The 25237-nt window shown below is 67.3% G+C and carries 27 protein-coding genes; all 27 read left to right on the top strand.

Going from position 1 to position 25237, the window contains the following annotated elements; genetic code table 11:
* Positions 1 to 20: 20 nt before the first annotated feature.
* Positions 21 to 1103: a threonine synthase gene (gene thrC, locus ACIQK7_RS00775; RefSeq protein WP_403020240.1), complete on the top strand. Its 1083-nt coding sequence runs from the start codon at positions 21 to 23 to the stop codon at positions 1101 to 1103.
* Entirely contained in the window at positions 1100 to 2050 is a 951-nt protein-coding gene (gene thrB / locus ACIQK7_RS00770; protein ID WP_403020238.1) for a homoserine kinase, read from the top strand. The genes thrC and thrB overlap by 4 nt, the downstream gene beginning before the upstream one ends.
* 186 nt (positions 2051 to 2236) lie before the next feature.
* On the top strand, positions 2237 to 4453 hold the full coding sequence (rho, locus tag ACIQK7_RS00765) for a transcription termination factor Rho (RefSeq protein ID WP_403020236.1): 2217 nt from the start codon (positions 2237 to 2239) through the stop codon (positions 4451 to 4453).
* 2 nt (positions 4454 to 4455) lie between these two features.
* Positions 4456 to 5535, top strand: a complete 1080-nt coding sequence (gene prfA / locus ACIQK7_RS00760) for a peptide chain release factor 1 (protein ID WP_403020233.1) — start codon at positions 4456 to 4458, stop codon at positions 5533 to 5535.
* A complete protein-coding gene (gene prmC / locus ACIQK7_RS00755; protein ID WP_403020230.1) occupies positions 5495 to 6397 on the top strand; it encodes a peptide chain release factor N(5)-glutamine methyltransferase in 903 nt (300 codons plus the stop codon). The genes prfA and prmC overlap by 41 nt, the downstream gene beginning before the upstream one ends.
* Positions 6398 to 6439: 42 nt before the next feature.
* A complete protein-coding gene (locus ACIQK7_RS00750; RefSeq protein ID WP_403020227.1) occupies positions 6440 to 7102 on the top strand; it encodes an L-threonylcarbamoyladenylate synthase in 663 nt (220 codons plus the stop codon).
* Between the two features lie 2 nt (positions 7103 to 7104).
* Positions 7105 to 8325 (top strand): MraY family glycosyltransferase, encoded by a 1221-nt coding sequence (locus ACIQK7_RS00745; protein ID WP_403023900.1) that lies wholly within the window; start codon positions 7105 to 7107, stop codon positions 8323 to 8325.
* Positions 8322 to 8762, top strand: a complete 441-nt coding sequence (locus ACIQK7_RS00740; RefSeq protein ID WP_403020225.1) for a hypothetical protein — start codon at positions 8322 to 8324, stop codon at positions 8760 to 8762. Before ACIQK7_RS00745 ends, ACIQK7_RS00740 begins: the two co-directional genes overlap by 4 nt.
* 165 nt (positions 8763 to 8927) lie before the next feature.
* The gene (atpB, locus tag ACIQK7_RS00735; RefSeq protein ID WP_403020224.1) at positions 8928 to 9668 is read left to right on the top strand and encodes a F0F1 ATP synthase subunit A; all 741 of its coding nucleotides are present in this window, start codon (positions 8928 to 8930) and stop codon (positions 9666 to 9668) included.
* A 65-nt stretch (positions 9669 to 9733) separates the two neighbouring features.
* Positions 9734 to 9967, top strand: a complete 234-nt coding sequence (gene atpE / locus ACIQK7_RS00730; RefSeq protein WP_403020222.1) for an ATP synthase F0 subunit C — start codon at positions 9734 to 9736, stop codon at positions 9965 to 9967.
* 9 nt (positions 9968 to 9976) lie between these two features.
* Positions 9977 to 10528, top strand: coding sequence for a F0F1 ATP synthase subunit B (locus ACIQK7_RS00725; protein WP_403020219.1), 552 nt, complete (start codon positions 9977 to 9979; stop codon positions 10526 to 10528).
* 3 nt (positions 10529 to 10531) lie between these two features.
* The gene (locus tag ACIQK7_RS00720) at positions 10532 to 11329 is read left to right on the top strand and encodes a F0F1 ATP synthase subunit delta (RefSeq protein ID WP_403020216.1); all 798 of its coding nucleotides are present in this window, start codon (positions 10532 to 10534) and stop codon (positions 11327 to 11329) included.
* A gap of 55 nt (positions 11330 to 11384) precedes the next feature.
* A complete protein-coding gene (gene atpA, locus ACIQK7_RS00715; RefSeq protein ID WP_403020213.1) occupies positions 11385 to 13022 on the top strand; it encodes a F0F1 ATP synthase subunit alpha in 1638 nt (545 codons plus the stop codon).
* Between the two features lie 51 nt (positions 13023 to 13073).
* Positions 13074 to 13973 (top strand): F0F1 ATP synthase subunit gamma, encoded by a 900-nt coding sequence (locus ACIQK7_RS00710; RefSeq protein WP_403020210.1) that lies wholly within the window; start codon positions 13074 to 13076, stop codon positions 13971 to 13973.
* 27 nt (positions 13974 to 14000) lie between these two features.
* Positions 14001 to 15512: a F0F1 ATP synthase subunit beta gene (atpD, locus tag ACIQK7_RS00705; RefSeq protein WP_403020207.1), complete on the top strand. Its 1512-nt coding sequence runs from the start codon at positions 14001 to 14003 to the stop codon at positions 15510 to 15512.
* A 2-nt stretch (positions 15513 to 15514) separates the two neighbouring features.
* Positions 15515 to 15781, top strand: a complete 267-nt coding sequence (locus tag ACIQK7_RS00700) for a F0F1 ATP synthase subunit epsilon (RefSeq protein WP_403020205.1) — start codon at positions 15515 to 15517, stop codon at positions 15779 to 15781.
* A 28-nt stretch (positions 15782 to 15809) separates the two neighbouring features.
* Positions 15810 to 16577, top strand: coding sequence for a YaaA family protein (locus ACIQK7_RS00695; RefSeq protein ID WP_403020202.1), 768 nt, complete (start codon positions 15810 to 15812; stop codon positions 16575 to 16577).
* 43 nt (positions 16578 to 16620) lie between these two features.
* Complete coding sequence (locus ACIQK7_RS00690) at positions 16621 to 17418, top strand: IclR family transcriptional regulator (RefSeq protein ID WP_325208571.1); 798 nt, start codon at positions 16621 to 16623, stop codon at positions 17416 to 17418.
* A 69-nt stretch (positions 17419 to 17487) separates the two neighbouring features.
* Positions 17488 to 18357: a protocatechuate 3,4-dioxygenase subunit beta gene (gene pcaH, locus ACIQK7_RS00685; protein ID WP_403020199.1), complete on the top strand. Its 870-nt coding sequence runs from the start codon at positions 17488 to 17490 to the stop codon at positions 18355 to 18357.
* Positions 18357 to 18917: a protocatechuate 3,4-dioxygenase subunit alpha gene (gene pcaG, locus ACIQK7_RS00680; RefSeq protein WP_403020197.1), complete on the top strand. Its 561-nt coding sequence runs from the start codon at positions 18357 to 18359 to the stop codon at positions 18915 to 18917. Before pcaH ends, pcaG begins: the two co-directional genes overlap by 1 nt.
* A 4-nt stretch (positions 18918 to 18921) precedes the next feature.
* Entirely contained in the window at positions 18922 to 20304 is a 1383-nt protein-coding gene (locus tag ACIQK7_RS00675) for a lyase family protein (protein WP_403020196.1), read from the top strand.
* Positions 20301 to 21086: an alpha/beta fold hydrolase gene (locus ACIQK7_RS00670; RefSeq protein ID WP_403020193.1), complete on the top strand. Its 786-nt coding sequence runs from the start codon at positions 20301 to 20303 to the stop codon at positions 21084 to 21086. The genes ACIQK7_RS00675 and ACIQK7_RS00670 overlap by 4 nt, the downstream gene beginning before the upstream one ends.
* Positions 21083 to 21490, top strand: coding sequence for a 4-carboxymuconolactone decarboxylase (gene pcaC / locus ACIQK7_RS00665; protein WP_403020190.1), 408 nt, complete (start codon positions 21083 to 21085; stop codon positions 21488 to 21490). Before ACIQK7_RS00670 ends, pcaC begins: the two co-directional genes overlap by 4 nt.
* Positions 21491 to 21646: 156 nt before the next feature.
* Positions 21647 to 22600, top strand: a complete 954-nt coding sequence (locus ACIQK7_RS00660) for an ABC transporter substrate-binding protein (protein WP_403020189.1) — start codon at positions 21647 to 21649, stop codon at positions 22598 to 22600.
* 153 nt (positions 22601 to 22753) lie between these two features.
* Positions 22754 to 23542 carry an ABC transporter permease gene (locus ACIQK7_RS00655; RefSeq protein ID WP_403020186.1) on the top strand — a complete coding sequence of 263 codons (789 nt, stop codon included), beginning with the start codon at positions 22754 to 22756 and terminating at the stop codon, positions 23540 to 23542.
* Positions 23539 to 24309 (top strand): ABC transporter permease, encoded by a 771-nt coding sequence (locus tag ACIQK7_RS00650; protein ID WP_403020184.1) that lies wholly within the window; start codon positions 23539 to 23541, stop codon positions 24307 to 24309. The genes ACIQK7_RS00655 and ACIQK7_RS00650 overlap by 4 nt, the downstream gene beginning before the upstream one ends.
* Positions 24306 to 25199 (top strand): ABC transporter ATP-binding protein, encoded by an 894-nt coding sequence (locus ACIQK7_RS00645; RefSeq protein ID WP_403020181.1) that lies wholly within the window; start codon positions 24306 to 24308, stop codon positions 25197 to 25199. The genes ACIQK7_RS00650 and ACIQK7_RS00645 overlap by 4 nt, the downstream gene beginning before the upstream one ends.
* Positions 25200 to 25237 lie beyond the last annotated feature (38 nt).

Here is a 25237-nt window from a genome sequence, read left to right as displayed (position 1 = left end):
CTCCGAGTAGAAGGTTCATCATGGCCCACCAATGGCGCGGAGTTATCCGCGAGTACGCTGACCGGCTCGACGTGACGGATGCCACCCCCGTCGTGACCCTCGGCGAAGGCGGCACCCCACTCCTGCCCGCCCCGGCACTCTCGGCGCGCACGGGCGCGAAGGTGTGGGTCAAGTACGAGGGCATGAACCCGACCGGGTCCTTCAAGGACCGCGGCATGACGATGGCGGTCACAAAGGCAGTCGAGCACGGCGCCAAGGCTGTTATCTGCGCCTCGACCGGCAACACCTCCGCATCGGCGGCCGCCTATGCGACACATGCCGGTATTACCGCGGCGGTGCTCGTGCCGGAGGGCAAGATCGCGATGGGCAAGCTCGCGCAGGCGATCGCACACAACGCCCAGCTCCTGCAGGTGCAGGGCAACTTCGACGACTGTCTCGACATCGCGCGTGACCTCGCCGAGAACTACCCCGTCCACCTCGTGAACTCGGTCAACAACGACCGCATCGAGGGCCAGAAGACGGCCGCGTTCGAGGTCGTCGAGGTGCTCGAGGATGCCCCGGACTTCCACTTCATCCCCGTCGGCAACGCGGGCAACTACACGGCCTACTTCCGCGGGTACAGCGAGGAGCTGGAGCGCGGCGTATCGACCCGACTGCCCCGGATGTTCGGCTTCCAGGCCGCGGGAAGTGCGCCCATCGTCGATGGTCACGTCGTCAAGAATCCCGACACGATCGCAAGCGCCATCCGCATCGGCAACCCGGCGTCCTGGGAGCTCGCCCTTGCGGCGCGTGAAACGAGCGACGGCTACTTCGGCGCCATCAGCGATGACAAGATCCTCGAGGCGCACCGCATTCTCTCGGCAGAGGTCGGCATCTTCGTTGAGCCCGCGTCCGCGATCAGCGTCGCCGGCCTGCTCGAGCGCGCGGAGGCTGGCATCGTTCCCGCCGGGTCGACCGTCGTGCTGACCGTGACGGGCCACGGCCTCAAGGATCCCCAGTGGGCCCTGCGGGGTGCCGACGGCGCGGATGTGCAGCCGACGGTCGTTCCCGTCGACACGGCACAGGTCGCCGGCGTGCTCGGACTGGAGAAAGCGACGGCATGACCACTCTGGAGGCCCCGCCGATCGGGAGGTCGGTGACGGTCAAGGTTCCCGCGACATCAGCGAACCTGGGCCCGGGATTCGACACGCTTGGCCTCGCGCTCGCGTTGTATGACGACCTTGAGGTCACGGTGCGGGAGCAGCCGGGCGCCACCGTTGAGGTGCACGGCATCGGTGAGGGGGAGGTGCCCACCGACGAGTCGAACCTCGTCGTGCGGTCGATCCGCTTCACGCTCGAGCGCTACGGCGTGCCGATGCCTGGCCTCGACCTCGTGGCGCACAACAGCATCCCGCACGGGCGAGGGCTCGGCTCCTCCGGTGCCGCGATCGTCTCCGGAATCATGGCGGCGAAGGGGCTCCTCGAGGGCATCGTCGACCTCGACTCCAACGCGCTCCTCTCGATCGCGTCGGAACTCGAGGGCCACCCAGACAATGTCGCCCCTGCGCTCTTCGGCGGCCTGACAATCGCTTGGACGGCTGAGCACGGACCGCAGCACAAGAAGCTCATCGTGCACCGCGGTGTCTCGCCACTCGTATGCGTGCCCGAGCACACGCTCTCAACCGAGCTGGCCCGCAGCCTCCGCCCTGCCTCTGTTCCGCACGAAGACGCCATCTTCAACGTCTCCCGGTCCGCGCTCCTCATCGCGGCGCTCATTCAGAGCCCTGAACTGCTTCATGATGCGACGGAAGACCGCCTGCACCAGAGCTACCGTGCGAGCGCCATGCCCGACACCGTCGCGCTCGTCGAGGAACTGCGTGCCCATGGCCACGCTGCCGTCGTCTCTGGGGCAGGCCCATCCGTGCTCGTCCTCTGCAGCGACCCCGCTGAACGCCTCGTCGCGGCCGAGCTCGTGGCCGCCCACCGGGGTGTCGCGTGGCAGTCGCTCATGCTCGCCGTTGACTTCAAAGGTGCTACAGTGAACCTGCACCCGGCAAGGCCTTCGGCTTAGCCAGGCACAGACACGATCTCGCGCCACGGGTTGCACCATCACCAGCATCGCTTCGTCGCTCTCCTTCTCCCCGCTTCGCCGTAGAGGCCAGTGGTCGAGGCCGAGGTCGACGCGCGACTAGCTCTCCGTCAGGTTCTGCCACATCCTCTTCAGATTCGGCGCCTGGCTGGGAAAGGAAACCTCTTAGTGACTGATCCCGCAGTCCGCGCCGCACGGCCGGATTCGAACGCAGATCTGGCATCGATGCGCGTCCCCGAGCTTCAAGCTCTTGCGGCGTCCCTCGGCATCAGTGGCGCGACCAAACTTCGCAAAGGAGCCCTCGTGGAGGCAATCAACGAGACCCAGAACACGCAGTCGCCGGCCGACGCGGAGCAGAGCTCCGCACCCCAGGCTGACGCTGCACCCCAGGCCGAGACTGCGTCGCAGTCCGCGCCGAGCCAGAACGAATCCTCTGAGCGCCAGCAGGCCGTAGCGGCCGCGACGTCGTCGCCGCGCAAGCGTGCGCCGCGACGGGCGACAGCAGCCGACGGCGTCATCACGACGACGAGCGCGGCAGCTGAGACGGAGGCAGCACCGGCCGAGGCGCCCGCGGGTGAGCCCGCCGCCGAGAAGCCGGCGCGCAAGGCGCCCGCGCGCAAGCGCACCTCGCCCAAGTCGGCGACCGACCACGCCAACGGTGGCGAGTCCGGCGTCGACGCGCCCGCTGACGACGCCGGCGCAGGCCAGCAGGCGGATGCCAGTGACGCGAGCAGCGAGGCCGCCGCTCCGGCGCAGAAGTCGCAGGGCCGCCGCGGCAAGAGCCGTGGCGAGTCCGAGAAGGCCGACGCTTCGCAGGCAGCCGAGAGTGGCGACCAGCGCGAGCAGCAGGAGGCCTCGCACCAGGAGCGCCAGGCACAGGATGCCGAGGGCAACGGGCGCGAGCAGAACGGCGGCCGGAACGGTGCCGACAAGAACCAGAACGGTGCCGACAAGAGCGGTGCCTCGAGCGACCGCGACCGCGACGGTGACGACTCGGGCGACGACTCCGGCGAGCGTCCGCAGCGCAACCGCAACCGCAACCGCAACCGCAAGGGCGGGGACCGCGGCAACGACCAGCAGCAGAAGGACGAGCAGCAGGGCGACCAGAACGACCGTGGTCGTGGGCGCCAGCAGCAGGGCGACGACTCCGAGCGCGGGGGACGCGGCCGCTACCGTGACCGCAAGCGTCGCGGTGGCGGCGACGACTTCGAGCCGGAGATCAGCGAGGATGACGTGCTCATCCCAGTCGCCGGAATCCTCGATGTGCTCGATAACTACGCCTTCGTGCGCACGACGGGCTACCTCCCCGGCAACAACGACGTCTACGTCTCCCTCGGCCAGGTCAAGAAGTACCACCTGCGCAAGGGCGACGCGATCGTTGGCGCGATCCGCCAGCCCCGCGAGGGCGACAACCAGGGCGGCCGCCAGAAGTACAACGCGATCGTCAAGATCGACTCGATCAACGGGCTGCCCATCGAGCAGGCTGGCGAGCGCGTGCACTTCGGTGACCTGACGCCGCTCTACCCCTCGGAGCGCCTGCGCCTCGAGACCGAGCAGCAGAAGCTGACCACCCGCATCATCGACCTCGTGTCGCCGATCGGCAAGGGTCAGCGCGGCCTCATCGTCTCGCCGCCCAAGGCGGGCAAGACCCTCGTGCTGCAGGCCATCGCGAACTCGATCGCCAAGAACAACCCCGAGGTCCACCTCATGGTCGTGCTGGTCGACGAGCGGCCCGAAGAGGTCACCGACATGCAGCGCACCGTCAAGGGTGAGGTCATCGCCTCCACCTTCGACCGGCCCGCTGAGGACCACACCACGGTTGCCGAACTCGCGATCGAGCGCGCCAAGCGTCTCGTCGAGCTGGGCCACGACGTCGTCGTGCTCCTCGACTCGATCACGCGCCTCGGCCGTGCCTACAACCTGGCTGCGCCGGCATCCGGCCGCATCCTCTCGGGCGGTGTCGACTCTTCGGCGCTGTACCCGCCGAAGCGTTTCTTCGGTGCCGCGCGCAACATCGAGGACGGCGGCTCGCTGACGATCCTCGCGACGGCGCTCGTCGAGACCGGGTCCAAGATGGACGAGGTCATCTTCGAGGAGTTCAAGGGCACCGGCAACATGGAGCTTCGCCTCTCGCGCCAGCTGGCCGACAAGCGCATCTTCCCTGCCGTCGACGTCAACGCATCCGGAACCCGCCGCGAGGAGATGCTCATGGGCGTCGACGAGGTCAAGGTCACCTGGAAGCTGCGTCGCGCCCTCGCGGGCCTCGACACGCAGCAGGCGCTCGAGATCGTGCTCGGCAAGCTGCGTGAGACGCAGTCGAACGTCGAGTTCCTCATGCAGATCCAGAAGTCCCTCCCGGGCGCCTCGGCGAACAAGGAGGACTGAGCGTGTTCGAGTCAGTAGCCGTGCTGCTGGCCGAGCACGAGGACCTGCAGACGCAGCTGTCCGACCCGGCCCTGCACGCCGACGCGGCGCGAGCCAAGAAGGTAAACCGCCGCTACGCGGAGCTCAGCCAGATCAAGTCGGCACACGAGCACTGGGTGCAGGCCCAGGAGGATCTCGCCGCGGCGAGGGAACTCGCCAAGGAGGACTCCGCCTTCGCGGAGGAGGTCCCGGCGCTCGAGGAGGCCGTGGCGACGACGCAGGAGAAGCTTCGGCGCCTGCTGATCCCGCGCGACCCCGACGACGGCCGCGACGTGATCATGGAGATCAAGGGCGGTGAGGGCGGCGCCGAGAGCGCACTCTTCGCGGCCGACCTCCTGCGCATGTACCTCCAGTACGCGGCGAGCATGGGGTGGAAGACCGAGATGCTCGAGAGCGACGAGAGCGACCTCGGCGGCTACAAGAACGTGCAGGTGGCCATCAAGTCCAACGCGAGCGACCCGTCGCAGGGTGTGTGGGCCCACCTCAAGTACGAGGGCGGTGTGCACCGCGTGCAGCGCGTCCCCGTGACGGAGACACAGGGTCGAATCCACACGTCCACGACGGGCGTGCTCGTCTTTCCCGAGGTGGATGCGCCCGAAGAGGTGCAGATCAACCAGAACGACCTCAAGATCGACGTCTACCGTTCGAGCGGCCCCGGCGGCCAGTCGGTCAACACGACCGACTCCGCCGTGCGCATCACGCACCTCCCGACCGGCATCGTCGTGTCGATGCAGAACGAGAAGAGCCAGCTGCAGAACCGTGAGGCCGGCATGCGCGTCCTCCGTGCTCGCATCCTCGCGCGCCAGCAGGAGGAGATCGCGGCGGCCGCCTCTGACGCCCGAAAGAGCCAGATCCGCACGATGGACCGCTCGGAGCGCATCCGCACCTACAACTTCCCCGAGAACCGCATCGCCGATCACCGCACGGGCTACAAGGCCTACAACCTTGACAGCGTCATGAACGGGGCGCTCGGGCCGGTCATCGAGTCATGCATCCAGTTCGATGAGGAGGCCAGGCTCGCCGACCTCGGCGACCAGTCCTGACGTGTCGTCCGTCGCTGAGCTGCGGACTGCCGCGGTCGAGTCGCTTGCCGCGGCAGGAGTGCCGACGCCGCAGGTCGACGCCGAACTCCTGCTCGGGCACGTGCTCGGGCTGAGCCGGGGCGAGGTGCAGGCGCGGGCTGTGACGGGCACCGAGGTCTCAGAGACGGATGCCTCGACCTTCACGGCCCTCGTGCGTCGCCGTGCCTCGCGCGAACCGCTGCAGCACATCACCGGCAGGGCACCGTTCCGCTCGCTCGAACTCGCGGTCGGGCCCGGCGTCTTCGTGCCCCGCCCCGAGACCGAGCAGGTCGTGCAGCTCGCGATCGATGCCCTCCAGGCGGTCGCATCGCCCGAGCCGCTCGCGGTCGACCTGGGTTCAGGCTCAGGCGCGATCGCCCTCGCGATGGCCACAGAGGTTCCTCGCGCACGCGTCTACGCGGCCGAGAACTCTCCCGAGGCCTTCCCCTGGACGAAGCGCAACTTCGACGAGAGCGGCGCGGGCAACGCCGTGCTGGAGTTCGTCGACCTGGGGGAGGCCTTCGCCGAACTCGAGGGCACGGTCGACGTCGTCATCTCGAACCCGCCCTACATCCCAGCCGAAGCGATCCCTCGCGACCCCGAGGTGCAGCTCTTCGACCCGCCTCACGCCCTCTACGGCGGTGCCGACGGCCTCGATGTCGTTCGTGTCGTCTCCCGGCGCGGCCTCGCGCTGCTCCACCCCGGCGGACTGCTCGTCATGGAACACGGCGAGGAGCAGGCAGCGTCGATGGCCGAGCTCCTGCGAGGCGACGGCTGGCTTGCGATCGCCTCCCACCGCGATCTGCTCGGCCGCGACCGGGCGACGACGGCGATCCGCCCATGAACACGGCCCATACAGCGGCCCGCCGCTAGGATTACCCCCGACATGGCGACCATTCACGACTGCTCAGACCCGGGCGAACTCCTCAGCGGCATGCGCCTCGCGAGGACTGCTATCGGCCGCGGGGAGCTCGTCGTCATGCCGACAGACACCGTCTACGGTGTTGCAGCCGACGCCTTCAGTCCAAAGGCCGTGCAGCGCCTGCTTGACGCCAAGGGACGCGGTCGCCAGTCGCCTCCGCCCGTGCTGATCCCGAACCTCGCGACGCTCGACGCCCTCGCTGCTGAGGTGCCCGCTGAGGTGCGCGCACTCGTCGAGGAGTTCTGGCCCGGCGGCCTGACGGTCATCCTGCCCGCGCGTGAGTCGCTCGACTGGGACCTGGGCGAGACGGCGGGAACCGTCGCGCTTCGCATGCCCGCGAGCCCCATCGCGCTTGCGCTGCTCGCCGAGACCGGGCCGCTCGCGGTCTCATCCGCGAACCTGACGGGCCAGCCGGCCGCGACGACGGTGCAGGAGGCTGAGCGGATGCTCGGCGACAGTGTCGCGGTCTACCTCGATGGTGGCGAGGGCGGCACCCAGGGCTCGACCATCATCGATGCCTCCCGCGTCGCTTCGCACGGCGTCACCATCGTGCGCCACGGAGCGGTGACGGATGCCGCGATCGCCGCCGTGCTCGAGCGGTCGACGGGTGGCGGCTCTCCCACATGAGGATCATCTTCTACGTGCTCATCGGCGGACTCTCCGCCGTTGTGACGTTCGTGCTCTCCTTCGTCATCCTGAAGCTGAGCCTGCGGTTCCGTCTCTATCCCAAGATCCGGGAACGCGACGTGCACACGCGCCCCACGCCGCGCCTCGGCGGCGTCGCGATGTTCATCGGCGTACTCGTCGCGTTCGGCGTGGCGTCGCAACTCGACCGATTCCATCTCGTCTTCGTCGATCCCGGTCCCGTGCTGGGGCTCCTGGCTGGAGCCCTCCTGATCGTGCTCATCGGCGTCGCCGATGACATCTGGGATCTCGACTGGCTCACGAAGCTCGCGGGTCAGATGCTCGCCGCGGGCATCCTGGTCTGGCAGGGCATCCAGCTCACGACGCTCCCGATCGGGGGCGTCACGATCGTGCCCACCGTCACCGGCCTCGTGTTGACGGTCATCGCGGTCGTGCTCGTCATGAACGCCGTCAACTTCATCGATGGCCTCGACGGCCTCGTCGCGGGGGTTGCGATCATCGCCAACGGCGTCTTCTTCGTCTACACCTACATCCTCTCCAACGGCGTGGGGGAGTCGGAGTACTTCAACCTCGCCTCCCTCATCACGGTCGCCCTCGCCGGCGCCTGCCTCGGCTTCCTGCCGCTCAACTGGCACCCGGCGCGCCTGTTCATGGGGGATGCGGGCGCCCTGCTGGTGGGCCTTCTTATGGCTGCCTCCGCGATCTCCGTCACGGGGCAGGTCGATCCCGCCGCGCTGGAATCGGGCCGGCAGCTCCTGCCCGCCTTCATCCCGATCCTCCTGCCCTTCGCGGTGCTGATCGTGCCCCTGCTCGACTTCGCACTCGCGGTCATCCGTCGGCTGCGCGCGGGCAAGTCGCCGTTCTCGGCCGACCGCAAGCACCTGCACCACCGTCTGCTTGACATGGGCCACTCGCACTTCCATGCCGTGCTGATCTTCTATGCCTGGACGGGCGTGGTCGCCGTCGGCACCCTCCTGTTCATGTTCGTGCCCTTCTGGTGGGCCCTCGCCTTCGTCGTCGCAGGCTTCGCCGTGAGCGCATGGTTCACCCTCGCGCCCATCACCAAGCGCAAGGTGCTCGAAGCTGCCGTGCAGCGGGCACAACCGGGGCAGGAACTCGACCCAAGCCTCGACCCGCTCGACGAAGCAGCCAACGCGTCTGACCCTGACGCCCGTCACGACTACACCTCGAAGGAACATCAATGAGTTCGATCCCCGTCTTCAAGCGAGTGCTGGCATACGGCGCTCTGCTCGCCCTCGTGATCGCCGTCGTCGGTTCGCTCGTCGGATTCGCCGTGGCGGGGATGAGCGGTGTCGCAAGTGCGCTCATCGGCACCGCGATGGCCATGGTCTTCCTGGGCGTGACCTCGCTGAGCATCATCATCGCCTCGCGCTACGACCTCGCCGCCTTCTTCGGCATCGTCATGGGCGCGTGGTTGCTCAAGTTCATCGTCTTCTTCGTGCTGATCTTCGTGCTGCGCGACCAGGACTGGGTGCATCCGCAGGTGCTGTTCTTCAGCCTCGTGGCGGCGATCATCGGCACACTCGTGGTCGATGTCGTCGTCATTGCGCGGTCCCGGATGCCCTATGTCAGCGACGCAGTACTGCCCGGCGAAGAAGAGACGACGGATGAGGGGCGCTGAGTGTACTCTCGGCCCCTGAAGTATTGATAGAGTGATTTCCGAAAGCCCCCCCTTTTCGTCACCGCGTTCCACGACGCCCGGATACAGGAGAGAGAGCTGCTAGTTAACGCTCTGACATCATTCGTCCCGCTGGCTGTCGGTGACGAATTCCATGCTCCATCGATCATGGAGTTCTTCCCGGACATCGTGCTCTTCGAAGGCACCCCCTTCGCGATGAACCGCATCATGATGATTCGCGTCTTCATGACGCTGCTCATCGTGCTGGTGTTCTGGCTGGGTACCCGCAACCTGCGCCTCGTGCCCGGTCGCTTCCAGGGTCTCATCGAGTACGGCCTCGACTTCGTGCGCGTCGGCATCGCAGAAGACCTGCTCGGCAAGAAGGACGGTCGCCGCTTCCTGCCGATCCTGACGGCCTTCTTCTTCATGATCCTGGCATTCAACATCACAGGTATCGTGCCGGGATTCAACATCGCCGGCACCGCCGTGATCGGCACCCCGCTCGTACTTGCTGCGATCGCCTACGTGACCTGGATCTACGCGGGCATCAAGAAGAGCCCCGGCAACTTCATCAAGAACTCGCTGTTCCCCCCTGGCGTGCCGCCGGTGCTCTACATCATCGTCACCCCGATCGAGTTCATCTCGACGTTCATCGTGCGCCCCGTGACCCACACGCTGCGACTGCTCATGAACATGATCGTGGGCCACCTCCTGCTCGTGCTGTTCTTCGCCGCGACGCACTTCTTCTTCTTCTCGACGGAGGGGCTGTTCCCGCTCTTCGGCGCAGGCACCCTCGTGTTCGGAATTGCATTCTCGTTCTTCGAGATCCTGGTCGCGATCCTGCAGGCCTATGTCTTCACGATCCTGACTGCCGTCTACCTCCAGCTCGCGCTGGCAGACGAACACTAAGCACCACCCAGCTACGACCCAGGGGACGGGCAGCCGCCCGCCTCACCTACGGAAGGAAACACAACGTGGACGTAACAACCGTTGCTGAACTCAGCGGAAACATTGCGACCGTCGGCTACGGCCTCGCGGCGATCGGCCCGGCCATCGGCGTGGGTATCGTCGTCGGCAAGACGATCGAGTCCGTCGCTCGCCAGCCTGAACTGCAGGGCAAGCTCCAGGTGCTCATGTGGATCGGTATCGCCTTCACCGAGGCGCTCGCCTTCATCGGCATCGCCACGTACTTCATCTTCACCAACTAAGGATTCTCAATGCTTGACGCACTGGTCCTGGCAGCGGAGGGTGAAGCCACCCAGAACCCGCTGATCCCGGCCGACTACGACATCATCTGGTCGCTGGTCTGCTTTGCGATCATCCTCTTTGCCTTCTGGAAGATGATCCTTCCCAAGGTCACGACGATGCTCGACGAGCGTGCCGCCGTGATCGAGGGTGGCATCGCCAAGGCTGAGGCCGCCCAGGCAGAGGCCAGCGCGCAGCTCGAGAAGTACAACGAGATGCTCGCCGAGGCTCGCGCCGAGGCAGGCAAGATCCGTGAGCAGGCCCGTGTCGACGGCACGAAGATCCTGCAGGAGCTCAAGGAGCAGGCCTCCATCGAGGCCGCACGTGTCACCGCCAACGCGTCCGCGCAGATCGAGGCCGAGCGCCAGGCGGCACTCGTCTCCCTGCGCAACGAGGTGGGCTCGCTCGCGCTCGACCTCGCGGCGGGCGTCGTGGGCCAGAGCCTCAGCGAGGACAAGAAAGCGACGGCTCTCGTCGACTCCTTCCTTGCAGACCTCGAGGCATCCGAGAAGAACGGCAAGTAAGCAATGGGATCAGCGACACGAGAGGCGACCGCGGCGTCACGCGCTGCGCTCGAGGCCGCCAGCGCGTCGATTTCGCTCGCCCTTGCGGACGAGCTCTTCGCGGCGGGCCGCACGATCGGCTCCTCGCTCCAGCTGCGCACGCTGCTGGGTGAGACCGCCGGGGACGACGCAAACAAGCGTGCCGCGCTCACGGCGGTCTTCGGATCGTCGTTGAGTCCCGTGGCCATCTCACTCCTTGAGACGGTGGTGACTCAGCGGTGGTCGTCGATCGACGACATGCTTGCGGGCATCGAGGATCTCGGCCTTCGGGCCGTGGCCTCCGCGGCTCCCCAGGGCGCGGACCTCGAGGGGGAGCTCTTCTCCTTCGGCGCAACCGTGACCTCGAATCCCGAGCTTGAGCTCGCGATCGGCAGCAAGCTTGGTGAGCCTGCCGCCAAGGCAGCCCTCGTCGATCGGCTCTTCTCTGGGGCGTTGTCCTCCGAGGCGCTCGCCATCGTGCGGCACCTCGTGCAGCAGCCCCGGGGTCGGCGCATCGGCCAGCTCGTCGCCGACTCGACTCGCACGGTCGCGGATGCCTCCGGGTACCTGATCGCAACTGTCACGGCTGCAGCGCCCCTCACCGATGCACAGCGCGTCAAGGTGCAGCAGTCGCTTGCGAACCGCTACGGCCGCACCGTCAAGCTCAACGTGGTGATCGACCCCTCGCTCATCGGCGGGCTTCGCATCGCTATCGGCAACGACATCATCGACGGCAGCGTCGCAACCCGCATCGCCGACCTCAGACTGCAACTCGCCGGCTGACACCGGCTCACAACGCCACGGTGCCGCGAGGCGCCGCAAAGACAAGGAAACGCACATGGCAGACGTAACGATCAGCCCAGATCAGATCCGCGACGCGCTCAAGGATTTCGTGAAGTCCTATGACCCGGCGCAGGCCACCACGACCGAGGTCGGCCACGTGGTCGACGCGGCCGACGGCATCGCGCACGTCGAGGGACTCCCCGGCGTCATGGCGAACGAGCTCATCCGTTTCGCTGACGGCACGCTCGGCCTCGCCCTCAACCTCGACGAGAGCGAGATCGGTGTCGTCGTGCTCGGTGAGTTCAGCGGCATCGAGGCTGGCCAGGAGGTGACCCGCACCGGCGAGGTCCTCTCGGTGCCCGTGGGTGACGCTTACCTCGGTCGCGTCGTCGACCCGCTTGGTGCCCCCATCGACGGCCTCGGCGAGATCGCATCCGAGGGTCGTCGTGCCCTTGAGCTCCAGGCCCCTGGCGTCATGGCCCGCAAGTCGGTGCACGAGCCCATGCAGACCGGCATCAAGGCGATCGACGCCATGATCCCGATCGGCCGTGGACAGCGTCAGCTGATCATCGGTGACCGCCAGACCGGTAAGACGGCCATCGCGATCGACACGATCATCAACCAGAAGGCCAACTGGGAGTCGGGCGACGTCAACAAGCAGGTGCGCTGCATCTATGTCGCCATCGGCCAGAAGGGCTCCACGATCGCCGCCGTCAAGGGCGCGCTCGAGGAGGCAGGCGCCATGGAGTACACGACGATCGTCGCGTCTCCCGCCTCTGACCCCGCCGGCTTCAAGTACCTCGCGCCCTACACCGGCTCGGCCATCGGCCAGCACTGGATGTACGGCGGCAAGCACGTCCTCATCGTCTTCGATGACCTGTCGAAGCAGGCTGAGGCCTACCGTGCCGTCTCGCTTCTCCTGCGTCGTCCGCCGGGGCGTGAGGCATACCCCGGTGACGTCTTCTACCTCCACTCCCGGCTGCTGGAGCGTTGTGCGAAGCTCTCCGACGAGCTGGGCGCTGGCTCGATGACGGGCCTCCCGCTCATCGAGACGAAGGCCAACGATGTCTCGGCCTACATCCCGACCAACGTGATCTCGATCACCGACGGCCAGATCTTCCTTCAGTCCGACCTCTTCAACGCCAACCAGCGTCCTGCGGTCGACGTGGGTATCTCCGTCTCGCGAGTCGGTGGTGACGCCCAGGTCAAGTCGATCAAGAAGGTCTCGGGAACGCTCAAGCTCGAGCTCGCGCAGTACCGCTCGCTGCAGGCCTTCGCGCTCTTCGCGTCGGACCTCGACGCGGCCAGCCGTCGCCAGCTCGCCCGCGGTGAGCGCCTCACCGAGCTGCTGCGCCAGCCGCAGTACTCGCCGTACCCCGTCGAAGACCAGGTCGTCGCGATCTGGGCAGGCACGAACGGCAAGCTCGACGAGGTGCCCGTTGAGGACATCCTGCGCTTCGAGCGCGAGCTGCTCGACTACCTGCGCCGCAACACCAAGGTGCTCGACACCCTTCGCGACACCAACGTGCTCGACGATGACACTGTCTCGCAGCTCGACGCCGCGGTGGAGAAGTTCAAGCTCGAGTTCCAGACGGGTGAGGGCAAGCCGCTCATCACGGCCGGCAACGAGCAGTTCGACGAGCTGGAGGCGGAAGACGTCAACCAGGAGAAGATCGTCAAGCAGAAGCGTTGACGAGCTTTCTCCTGACACGCATCGAACCAATGACTGAGGACTGAGAGATACATGGGAGCGCAACTTCGGGTCTACCGGCAGAAGATTCGTTCTGCCCAGACGACCAAGAAGATCACTCGTGCCATGGAGTTGATCGCGGCATCGCGCATCGCCAAGGCGCAGGCCCGCATGGCCGCATCGACTCCGTACTCACGCGCCATCACCCGAGCGGTGTCGGCCGTGGCCACGTTCTCGAATGTCGACCACATCCTCACGACGGAGCCGGAGAGGGTCGATCGCGCCGCGGTCGTCATCTTCACCTCCGACCGCGGACTCGCGGGCGCGTTCAACTCGAACGTGCTCCGCGAGGCCGAGGAGCTTGCCACGCTGCTGCGCAGCCAGGGCAAGGAGGTCGTGTACTACCTCGTCGGGCGCAAGGCCGTTGGATACTTCGCCTTCCGCAAGCGCGACTTCGTCGAGAGCTGGGTGGGCGAGACCGACAACCCGGTCTTCGACACCGCCAAGGAGATCGGCGAGCACCTTGTCGAAGCCTTCGTGCGTCCGGCGGATGAGGGCGGTGTGGACGAGATCCACATCGTCTACAACCGCTTCGTGAGCATGCTGACGCAGACCCCCGAGGTCGTGCGCCTCCTGCCGCTCGAGGTCGTCGAGGGCGTCGAGGAGCCCGACTCCAACGAGGTCTTCCCGCTGTACGCCTTCGAGCCGGAGGTCGGCGACGTGCTCGACGGGCTCCTGCCGGTGTACATCGAGAGCCGGATCTTCAACGCGATGCTCCAGTCGGCGACGGCCAAGCACGCCGCGACGCAGAAGGCGATGAAGTCCGCGAGCGACAACGCAGACAACCTCATCCTCGACTACACGCGTCTGGCCAACAACGCGCGTCAGGCAGAGATCACCCAACAGATTTCCGAGATCGTGGGCGGGGCCGACGCCCTGTCGAGCTCGAAATAACGTGAAGCTAGAGAGAACAGGGAAGCAATGACCAACACAGCCCCCGCTTCAAAGAAGCCCGCGGCGCGCAAGCCAGCCGCGTCAAAGAAGGCCGCCGCTACCGTGCCTCCCGTCGCTGCCGGCGGCGTCGGACGCATCGCACGCGTCACCGGTCCTGTCGTCGACATCGAGTTCCCGCACGACGCGATCCCGGGCATCTACAACGCGCTCAAGACGACCGTCACCATGGCGGGCAGTTCGCACGAGATCACCCTCGAGGTCGCACAGCACCTCGGTGACGACCTCATCCGTGCCATCGCCCTGAACCCCACCGACGGCCTCGTTCGCGGCCAGGAGGTGCGCGACACGGGTGCCGCGATCTCGGTGCCCGTCGGCGACGTCACCAAGGGCAAGGTCTTCAATGTCATCGGCGAGGTGCTCAACGCCGGCCCCGACGAGAAGATCGAGATCACGGAGCGCTGGCCCATCCACCGCAAGCCCCCGGCATTCGACCAGCTCGAGTCCAAGACCGAGCTCTTCGAGACCGGCATCAAGGTCATCGACCTCCTCACCCCCTACGTGCAGGGTGGAAAGATCGGCCTCTTCGGTGGTGCCGGTGTCGGTAAGACCGTCCTCATCCAGGAGATGATCCAGCGCGTCGCGCAGGACCACGGTGGTGTGTCGGTGTTCGCCGGTGTCGGTGAGCGTACCCGTGAGGGCAACGACCTCATCCACGAGATGGAGGAGGCGGGCGTCTTCGACAAGACCGCCCTTGTCTTCGGCCAGATGGACGAGCCGCCGGGAACGCGTCTTCGCGTCGCCCTCTCCGCGCTCACGATGGCGGAGTACTTCCGCGACGTGCAGAAGCAGGACGTGCTGCTCTTCATCGACAACATCTTCCGCTTCACGCAGGCCGGTTCGGAGGTCTCGACGCTGCTGGGCCGCATGCCCTCCGCCGTCGGTTACCAGCCGAACCTTGCCGACGAGATGGGTATCCTCCAGGAGCGCATCACCTCGACGCGTGGACATTCGATCACCTCGCTGCAGGCGATCTACGTGCCCGCCGACGACTACACCGACCCGGCTCCGGCGACCACCTTCGCCCACCTCGACGCCACGACTGAGCTCAGCCGTGAGATCGCGTCGAAGGGTCTGTACCCGGCCGTCGACCCGCTGACGTCGACCTCGCGCATCCTCGACCCCCGTTACTTGGGCGAGGACCACTACCGCGTTGCCACGACGGTCAAGCAGATCCTCCAGAAGAACAAGGAGCTGCAGGAGATCATCGCCATCCTCGGTGTCGATGAGCTCTCCGAAGAGGACAAGATCACGGTGTCGCGTGCGCGCCGTATCCAGCAGTTCCTCTCGCAGAACACCTACATGGCGAAGAAGTTCACGGGTGTCGAGGGCTCCACGGTGCCGCTCAAGGACACGATCGAGTCCTTCGATGCGATTGCCAAGGGCGAGTTCGACCACGTGGCCGAGCAGGCGTTCTTCAACGTCGGTGCAATCTCCGACGTCGAAGAGCAGTGGGCCAAGATCCAGAAGGAGAACGGCTAGTCATGGCCTCTCTCCAGGTGAGCCTCGTCTCTGCAGACGAGGAAGTGTGGTCCGGCTCGGCCCGCATGGTTGTGGCACGCACGACGGAGGGTGAGATCGGTATCCTCCCCGGCCACGAGCCCATGCTGGCGATCCTCGGCGCGGGCGCAGTGCGCGTCACGCTCGAGGACGGCGGCAGTGTCACGGCTGACGCGGCAGACGGCTTCCTCTCGGTAGAGCACAACACGATCACGATCGTGGCCCGCCACGCGGCGCTCACGAACGCCTGATTCCACCACGTCACACGCCCCAGCGTCGATGCTGCTGATCCTTCCTCCCTCGGAGTCCAAGTACCCCGGAGGGGAGGAGGGATCAGCGCTCGACCTGGGGCGTTTGTCATTTCCCGAACTGCAGGCGCCTCGAGAGACCGTGCTCGATGCACTCGGCGAGCTTGCGCGCGACGTTGACGCGATGGCGCTCGCGCTCAAGGTGGGGCCGTCGCTCCGTGGCGAGATCGAGCGCAATCGCGAGGTGCGGACCTCAGCAACGGTTCCCGCGATCGATCGGTTCACCGGGGTGCTCTTCGACGCCCTTGACGCGCGCTCCCTCAATCAGCAACAGCGCGAGTTCGCCACGGCCACGATCGCGATCCACTCCGCCCTGTTCGGTCTCGTAGGCGCAGGCGATCGCATCCCGGCCTACCGGCTCTCGCATGACTCCAAACTGCCCGGCATCTCGCTCAAGCGGGTGTGGGCCAAGGCCATCGGCGAAGTGCTCGCGCAGCGGGAGGGCATCATCCTGGACCTGCGCTCTGAGGCCTACGCGGCGCTCGGCCCGATCCCGCGGCGTCCCGATGCTCGCTTCGTGCGGGTCGTGGCGGATGACGCGGATGGGCGTCGCCGCGCGCTCAACCACTTCAACAAGAAGGGCAAGGGCGAGTTCGTGCGGGCATTCCTGGAACAGCAGCCCGACATTCGCACGCTCGACGAGCTCTGCGCGTGGTCGGCATCCGTCGGATTCCCTCTTGAGCCCGGCCGCGAGGGCGAACTCGAACTGGTCGTGCGCAACAGCCTCGCGGCGGCTTGAGCGAGGCAGCGTAACACCTGCGGGCGTCGATACGATTGGCGGCATGGCGGATGCGGCGGTGTCGATGGTCGCGCGGGTCGCGTGCATCCTGCGCGCCTTCGATGAGGACCACGACACCCTGACCGTGTCGGAACTCGCGACGCGTGCCGGCCTGCCCGTCGCCACGACGCACCGCATCGCGGCCGAGATGGTGTCGGAGCGACTGCTCGAGCGGGATGGGCTGCGGTACTCGATCGGCACTGGCCTGTGGGAGCGGGGCGAGCTCGCGGCCGTGAGCCTGCGTTTTCGCGAGATTGCCCTCCCGTTCCTCCTGGGCCTCTACGAGGCCTCGGGGGAGAACGTGCACCTGGCGATCCTCGACGAGGGTGAGGCGCTCTACGCGATGCGGCTCGTCGGGCGCCGCTCCGTACCGACCATCAGCCGCATGGGTGGCCGCCTGCCCCTGCACACGACGGGTGTCGGCAAGGCGCTCCTCGCGTTCCAGGATGATGCCTTCCTCGACGAGTTCTTCTCGAAGCCGCTGCGGCGGGCGACCGTGCACTCGCGGGTCGACGAGGCGACCCTGCGCGGCGAGCTCGAGGCCGTGCGCGCCAACGGCTACAGCGTCGCGCACCAGGAGATGACGCTCGGCAACGCGTCGATCGCGGTGCCGATCTTCGTGAGCGACGGACCACCGTATGCGGCGGTCGGGCTCGTCTCGCACCTCAACCGGGCGAGCGTCGCGCGCGCGGTGCCGCTGCTGAAGGATGCCGCATCCCAGATCTCCGAGGCGCTCGGGGTCAGCCTTGAGAGCGATGGGCGGCGGTGGCGCGACCTCTTCCACACGGCCGTGCGCCGCTGAGCAAAGTTTCTTTCCACTGAGTGAAAAGAAATGCTTGGTGATGCTGCCCGGCACTGGGAAGGTGTGGCTGTGACTGATTCGAACCCCACCCCAGACACCCAGGGCGGCGGCGTGCAGAGCGCCGAGGAGACCCAGGACGGCCCCCAGCGTTCCACCGACCCGCTCGCCACGACCGCGACGCAAGACGAGATCAACGCGGAGATGCAGGCGCTCGAGCAGGAGTACCGCGACGGCGTCGCCGCGGGCGGCCCCGTCGAGGAGCGCACCCGCATCGATTACGCGCCCTACCGCAGCAGCCTCCTGCGCCACCCCACCAAGAGCCTCGCGCTCGCGGACCCCGAGACGATCGAGCTGCACTCGCCCGCCTTCGGCCACCGCGACGTGTCGTGGGTCGAATCCGACCTGACGATCCAGCACAACGGTGACCCGCTCGGCGAGCGGATGGTCGTGACGGGCCGCCTGCTCGACGGCGACGGACGCCCCGTGCCCGGCCAGCTCATCGAGGTGTGGCAGGCAAACTCGGCGGGTCGCTACGTGCACAAGCGTGACCAGCATCCGGCGCCGCTCGACCCGAACTTCACGGGCACGGGCCGCACCATCACGGATGAGAATGGCTGGTATCGCTTCCAGACGATCAAGCCCGGCCCATACCCCTGGCGCAACCACAGCAACGCGTGGCGCCCCGCGCATATCCACTTCTCCGTCTTCGGCACTGCGATCACGCAGCGCATCGTGACGCAGATGTATTTTCCCAACGACCCCCTGTTCGCGCTCGACCCGATCTACCAGTCGATCGTCGACCAGGATGCGCGCGACCGCCTCGTCGCACGCTACGACCACTCGGTGACCTCGCCTGAGTGGGCGCTCGGCTACCGTTGGGACATCGTGCTCAACGGTTCGAAGCGCACGTGGACCGAGCCCGAGGAGGGTGACCACTGATGACCAGGCTTCCCGCAACCCCCGGCCAGACGGTCGGCCCCTTCTTCGGCTACGCGCTGCCCTATGAGGGCGGCGAGCAGCTCGTCGACCGCACGCATCCGGCCGCCGTGCGTCTCTCCGGCCGTGTGCTCGACGGTGACGGCGCGGCCATCCCGGATGCGATCGTCGAGATCTGGCAGGCCGACGAGCACGGCACGGTGCCCACCGCTGAGGGGTCGCTCCACCGCGACGGCTACACCTTCACTGGTTTCGGCCGGGCCGCCGTCGACGACAACGGCATGTTCTCGTTCACGACGGTGGAACCGGGAGCGACGCGTGAGGGCGCGCTGCCCTTCATCACCCTCATCGTCTTCGCCCGCGGCCTGCTCGACCGCCTCTACACGCGCATCTACCTGCCGGAGGCAGCCGAGCGCGCGAAGGATGACGCGTTCCTGTCGTCAGTCGGCGACCGGGCGGGCACGCTCATCGCCCGTCGCGACGAGCGCGGCGACCTCGTCTTCGACGTCCATATGCAGGGCGAGTCGGAGACCGTGTTCCTCGACTACCGGCAGAAGGACTGATCGGGTGACGTCGGCCGACGACACGGCAGACCTCGGGCTGCTGTCGCCGCAGTGGGCTGGCACGCCCATTGGCGCCGCGACCTCGGATGCCGCGATTGTGCGGGCGATGCTCGAGGCCGAGGCGGCCCTCGCGTGGGCGTGGGAGGACCTCGGCTTCGCCGCAGCGGGCACGGCCGAGGTCGTCGCCCGCGCGGCCGACGAACTCGAGGTCGACATTGCGCAGTTGGCCATGCGGTCACGCTCGGGCGGCAACCCCGTCATCCCGCTCGTGAAGGACCTGCGGGCTGCGGTCGGGGCGACGGATGCCGCGGCATCCGTCTGGGTGCATCGCGGCGCGACCAGCCAGGACATCCTCGACACGGCCCTCATGCTCGTCGCCAAGCGGGCGCTCGAACTCATTCGCAGCGACACCGCGGCGACGGCGACGGGACTCATGACGCTCGCCGATGCGCACCGCGACACGCTCATGGTCTCGCGGACCCTCACGCAGCACGCCGTGCCGAGCACCTTCGGGCTCAAGGCCGCGGGTTGGCTCGGCGGGGTCGCGGCGGCACGGCGCTCGCTCGCCCGCGCGGCTCGCTCCCTGCCGGTGCAGTGGGGCGGCGCGGGCGGAACGCTCTCGGCATACTCGGTCATCGGCGAGACCGGCACGGGACTCGCGGTCGCGGAGCGCGTGGCCGCTCGGCTCGGACTGCAGATGTCGGTGCCGTGGCAGACGCAGCGGAGCCCGGTCGTGGAACTCGGTGCGGCGCTCGCGCAGGCGGCCGGCGCCTTCGGCAAGGTCGCGATCGACGTGCTGCTGCTCGCGCGACCCGAGTTCGGCGAGCTCGGCGAACCCGTCGTGGCGGGCCGCGGTGGCTCATCGGCCATGCCCCAGAAGCAGAACCCCGTGCTCAGCCTGCTCATCCATTCGGCGGCTCGGCAGGCCCCTGCGCTCGCGGCCGAACTGCAGGCGAGCGCCGTTGCGGTCGACGAGCGCCCGGAGGGGGCCTGGCACGCCGAGTGGCAGGCGCTGCGACAGCTGCTCCGCCTCGTCGGGGGATCAGCGCACGCTGCGGCCGAACTCGCGGGTGGGCTCCGGGCGTTCCCCGAGGCGATGCGCCGCAACCTCGAACTGAGCGGACCCCTCATCGTGAGCGAGCGCCTCATGCTCGAGTACGGGCCGCGGCTCGGGCGTGACCGGCTGCAGGAGCTCGTCACGGGCGCTGCTGGCGACCCGGATGCCGACCTCTTTGCGCTGCTGCGGGGTGAGGCGGCGCTCGCCGAGGTAAGCGACGAGACGCTCGCGGCCTCGCTCGATCCCGCCCGCTACGTGGGCGACGCGGGTCTCATCATCGACAGGATCATCGACGCGGCCCGAGCGGCCGACACGGAGGACGCAGAGTGACGCAGCCGGTGCTGGCAGGAATCGCGGTCGAGGGGAGCAGGGGGCCAGCCCTCGTGCTCGGCCAATCGCTCGGCACCTCGAGCATCCTCTGGGGCCGTGCGATCCCGCTGCTGAAGCAGCACTTCACGATCCTCACGGTCGACCTGCCGGGCCACGGCCAGTCTCCCGCGGCACGCGACGCCTTCACGGTCGCCGAACTTGCGGATGCCGTGGCCGAGACCGCGCGGCAGGCCGGCATAGACCAGTTCCACTATGCGGGTGTCTCGCTCGGCGGCCAGGTGGCCCTGGAACTCGCGCTGCGGCATCCGGAGCGGCTGCTCGGAGCCTCGATCATCTGCTCTTCGGCGAAGATCGGCAGCGAGGATGCCTGGCGCGAGCGTGCCGCGACCGTGCGACAGCAGGGCACCCCCGTCTTGGTGGCGGGCTCGGCCGAGCGCTGGTTCGCGCCCGGCTTCATTGAGGCGCAGCCGGAGGCATCGGGCGCCCTGCTCAACAGCCTCGCCTACGCGGACGATGAGAGCTACGCGCTGTGCTGCGAGGCGCTCGCAGCAAGCGACATCCGGCCTCGTCTTGGGGAGATCTCGGTGCCGCTCCTCGCGCTGTGGGGCGACCTCGACCCCGTCATCACGCCGGAGGAGGCGCGCTCGGTCGCGGACGCGGTGCCGGGCGGCATCGGGGTCGAGATCGCGGGCGCGGCACACCTCGCACCCGTCGAAAAGCCGGAGGCCGTGGCATCCGCCCTCATCGACACCTTCATCACGACACCTCGCAAGGGAGCATGACCATGGCACGAGAAGGCCGCACGAACCAGGAGAGCTACGACGAGGGCATGGCCGTGCGCCGGCAGGTGCTTGGTGCCAACCATGTCGACCGTGCCACGCAGGGCATCACGCCCGCGACGGCGGACTTCCAGGAGCTCATCACGCGCTATGCGTGGGGCGAGATCTGGACGCGGCCGGGGCTTGACCGCCGCATGCGCAGTGCCATCACGATGACGGCGCTTATCGCGCACGGGCACATGGAGGAGCTCGCGATGCACCTGCGCGCGGCCCAGCGCAACGGCCTCACTCGGGACGAGATCGTCGAGGTCGTGCTGCAGTCTGCGATCTACTGCGGGGTTCCCGCCGCGAATTCCGCGTTCGCAGTCGTCAAGACCGTCTTCGCGGAGGATCCGCCCACGGACTGATCCGCCGCGTGTCTTGCCATTACGTGATGGCGTCGATAGTTTAAGTCGACAACTGTTGTGTGCGTGGAGAACATTTGTTCGCCACGCGAACAACAGGGGCCAATACGCACACAAGGAAGTGGTGGCATGAAGAGGCAGATTGTTACAGCAGCGGCAATGGTTGGCGTACTCGCGCTTGCGGGATGCTCGGGGTCCAACGGCGGGGACACCCCTGGCGAAGACGGCGAACTGACCCCGGTCAGCGCGGCCGTCATTCCCATCGCCGATACCGCAGCCATCTGGCTCGGCGTCGACCAGGGCTTCTTCGAGGAGGAGGGCCTCGACGTCACGATCGACACGGCCGGTGGTGGCGCGGCAATCGTGCCCGGCGTCGTCAGCGGCGACTATGACTTCGGATTCAGCAACTATGTGTCGCTCATGTTCGCCAACGAGCAGTTCGGCACCGACACGCCCATGAGCCTCAGCGTCGTCGCGAACGGCGTCACCGCGAGCGAAGACCTCGAGAAGGACTTCGGCGGGGTCGTCGTGCGTGCCGACTCCGACATCCAGACGGCCGCTGACCTCGCGGGACGCTCCGTCTCGGTCAACACGCTCGCCAACATTGGTGACAGCACCGTGAGCCAGATCGTGGCCGACGACGGCGGAGACGCCTCGACCATCGAGTTCATCGAGGTCGGCTTCCCCGACGCGCCGGCGGCGCTCGAGAACGGGCAGGTCGACGCTGCCTGGATCGTCGAGCCCTTCCTCACGCAGGCGGTCGACGCCGGCGCACGGGTGCTCTTCTACAACTTCAACGGCTTCGACCCCGAACTGGATGTCGCGGGCTACTTCACGACAGCCCAGACGATCCAAGAGAAGCCCGAGATCGTCGAAGCGTTCCGCACGGCCATGAAGCGCTCGCTCGAGTACGCGGGCGACAACCCCGACGAGGTGCGTCGCATCCTCGGCACCTACACCGAGATCTCGCCCGAGCTCATCGAGCAGATCGCCCTCCCGCGCTTCCGCGCCGACGTCGACCTCGATGCGGCACAGAGGCTCGCGGATGCTGCCGTCGAGTTCAGCGGTCTCTCGACCGCACCCGAGCTCGACACCTTCTTCGCACTCGACTGATCCCACCCGGCGCCGATGTCGCTGCGGCTTGGCCGCAGCGGCACCGGTTGCCATGCTTACCCACCCGAACCGCGGCCACGGTCGCACCCTCAACGATGAGAGAGAAATGACGTGACAGTCGCAGCATCTCCACCCCGCGGCCCCGTGAGACGGGTGCCTTGGACGCAGCACTCCCTTGCGGCCCCAGTGCTGGGCGTCGTGGGAATCATCCTCTTCCTGGCCGTATGGGAGATCGCGTCACGCACCGGCCTCGTGAACCCGCGCTTCTTCCCGCCGGCAAGCGACGTGCTCGTACGGCTCGGCACCGATCTCGTCTCGGCGAGCTTCTGGACGAGCGTCGGTCAGACCATGACGAGCTGGGCCATCGGTCTCGCGATCTCGGCGGTCGCGGCGACCGCGATCGGATTCCTCATCGGTGGCAGCAACTTCCTGCGCAAGGCGACCCACACGACGATCGAGTTCCTGCGCCCGATCCCGTCGGTCGCGCTCATCCCGCTCGCCGTGCTCCTCTTCGGCGTGAGCATCGAGTCGGCCCTGCTGCTCATCGTCTACGCCTCGTTCTGGCAGATCCTCATCCAGGTGCTCTACGGCACTGCGGATGTCGACAGCGTCGCGATGGACACCGCGCGGAGCTACGGACTGGGCTGGTGGGCGCGCGTCAGGCACGTCGTCTGGCCGACGACCCTGCCCTACCTCATCACGGGGCTTCGACTCGCCGCGGCGGTCGCGCTCGTGCTGGCGATCACGGCGGAACTCGTGATCGGAACGCCCGGCATCGGCAAGCAGATCGAACTCAACCGCTCGGGCGGCAGCGTGGTGGCGATGTACTCGCTCGTGCTTGCGACGGGCATCATCGGCGTGATCATCAACATGGTCATGCGCTTCATCGAGAAGCGTGTGCTGCGCTGGCACGCCTCCGTGCGGAAGGACGTGGCGGTATGAGTCTCCTCAAGCGATTCGGCTTCTTCGTGGGCCTCCCGGTCGTACTGCTCATCCTCTGGTGGGCGCTCACGATCGGCAATACGAACTTCTTCGTGCCGAAGCCGCTGCAGCTGTTCGAGATCTTCGGCGACGTGTGGTTCGGCGAGCGTATGACGCGCGACGTGCTGCCGAGCATCGGCCGCATCCTCATCGGCATCGTGGTGTCGATCATCGCGGGCGTCGTGCTGGGCATCCTGATCGGCTCGGTGCGGGTGCTCCGGATGCTCATGGAACCAGCACTCGAGTTCCTCCGTGCGATCCCGCCGCCCGTCATCATCCCCGTCTTCGCGCTCGTCATGGGCATCAACGACCAGATGCGCATCGCCGTGATCGTCTTCGGCTGCATCTGGCCCGTGCTGCTCAACACGATCGAGGGCGTCAGGGCCGTGGACTCAGTGCTCAATGACACCTGCGCGGTCTACGGCATCAAGGGTGGGGCACGCCTGCGTCACCTGGTGCTGCGTGCCGCGAGCCCCCAGATCATGACGGGGGTGCGCCAATCGATCTCGATCGGCCTCATCCTCATGGTCATCTCCGAGATGCTCGGCAGCGCGTCGTCTGGCCTCGGTCACACGATCGTGCAGTTCCAGCGCACCTTCGCGGTGCCTGAGATGTGGACAGGCATCATCCTGCTTGGCCTCCTCGGCGTCGCGCTTTCCCTGATTTTCCAGTTCACCGAGAAGCGCGTGCTTCGCTGGTACCACGGCCTGAGAGAGGTTGACCGATGACGAACGACACAAGCAGCACACCCAGCACCGCCAGCACGAGAACCATCAAGACGAGCCGCACCGAGTCGATCACGATTCCCGAGGGTGTCGCGCTCTCGGTGCAGCACATCAAGAAGGTCTACCAAACGGATGCCGGCGACATCGAGGCCGTGCGCGACCTGCACTTCGACATCCGCGAGGGGGAGTTCGTGTGCCTCGTCGGGCCCTCCGGTTCGGGCAAGACCACGCTGCTCAAGTGCATCGCGGGCCTTCTCGCCCCGACCTCCGGCATGGTCGCCCTCGACGGGAAGATCGTCACGGGGCCGCCCAAGGGGCTCGCGGTCGTGTTCCAGGAGTACGGGCGCAGCCTGTTCCCCTGGATGAACATCCGCGACAACGTCGAACTGCCGCTCAAGAACCAGGGCGTCGCCAAGGCGGAGCGTGACCGCCTCGTCGACGAGGCGCTGCAGGCCGTCGGGCTCGACCACGTGCCGAAGAGCTACCCCTGGCAGCTCTCGGGCGGCATGCAGCAGCGCGTCGCGATCGCCCGCGCCGTCGCCTACCAGCCCAAGGTGCTGTTGATGGACGAGCCCTTCGCGGCCGTCGACGCCCAGACCCGCGCCGACCTCGAAGACCTCGTGCGGCGCGTGTGGAAGCAGCTCGGCATCACGGTGCTCTTCGTGACGCACGACATCGACGAGTCCGTGTACCTGGGCGAGCGCGTCGTCGTGCTCTCCAGCTCGCCGACCGTGGTGCAGGAGGACCTGCGCATCGACCTGCCCGAGGAGCGCGACCAGCTGTCGACGCGGTCGCTGCCGCGCTTCACGGAACTGCGCGGGCACGTCTACGAGCAGATCCAGCGGGCGAAGGCGGAGGCCGCGACCGGTTCCACCGCCACGCGCACCCCCTAGCGAGAGAACGGGCGGGCAGTGTCCACGAGCAGCACGGC

Source organism: Salinibacterium sp. GXW1014 (genome assembly GCF_044769865.1).
Lineage (GTDB): Bacteria > Actinomycetota > Actinomycetes > Actinomycetales > Microbacteriaceae > Homoserinimonas.
This window is presented reverse-complemented; position numbering and strand designations above follow the sequence as displayed.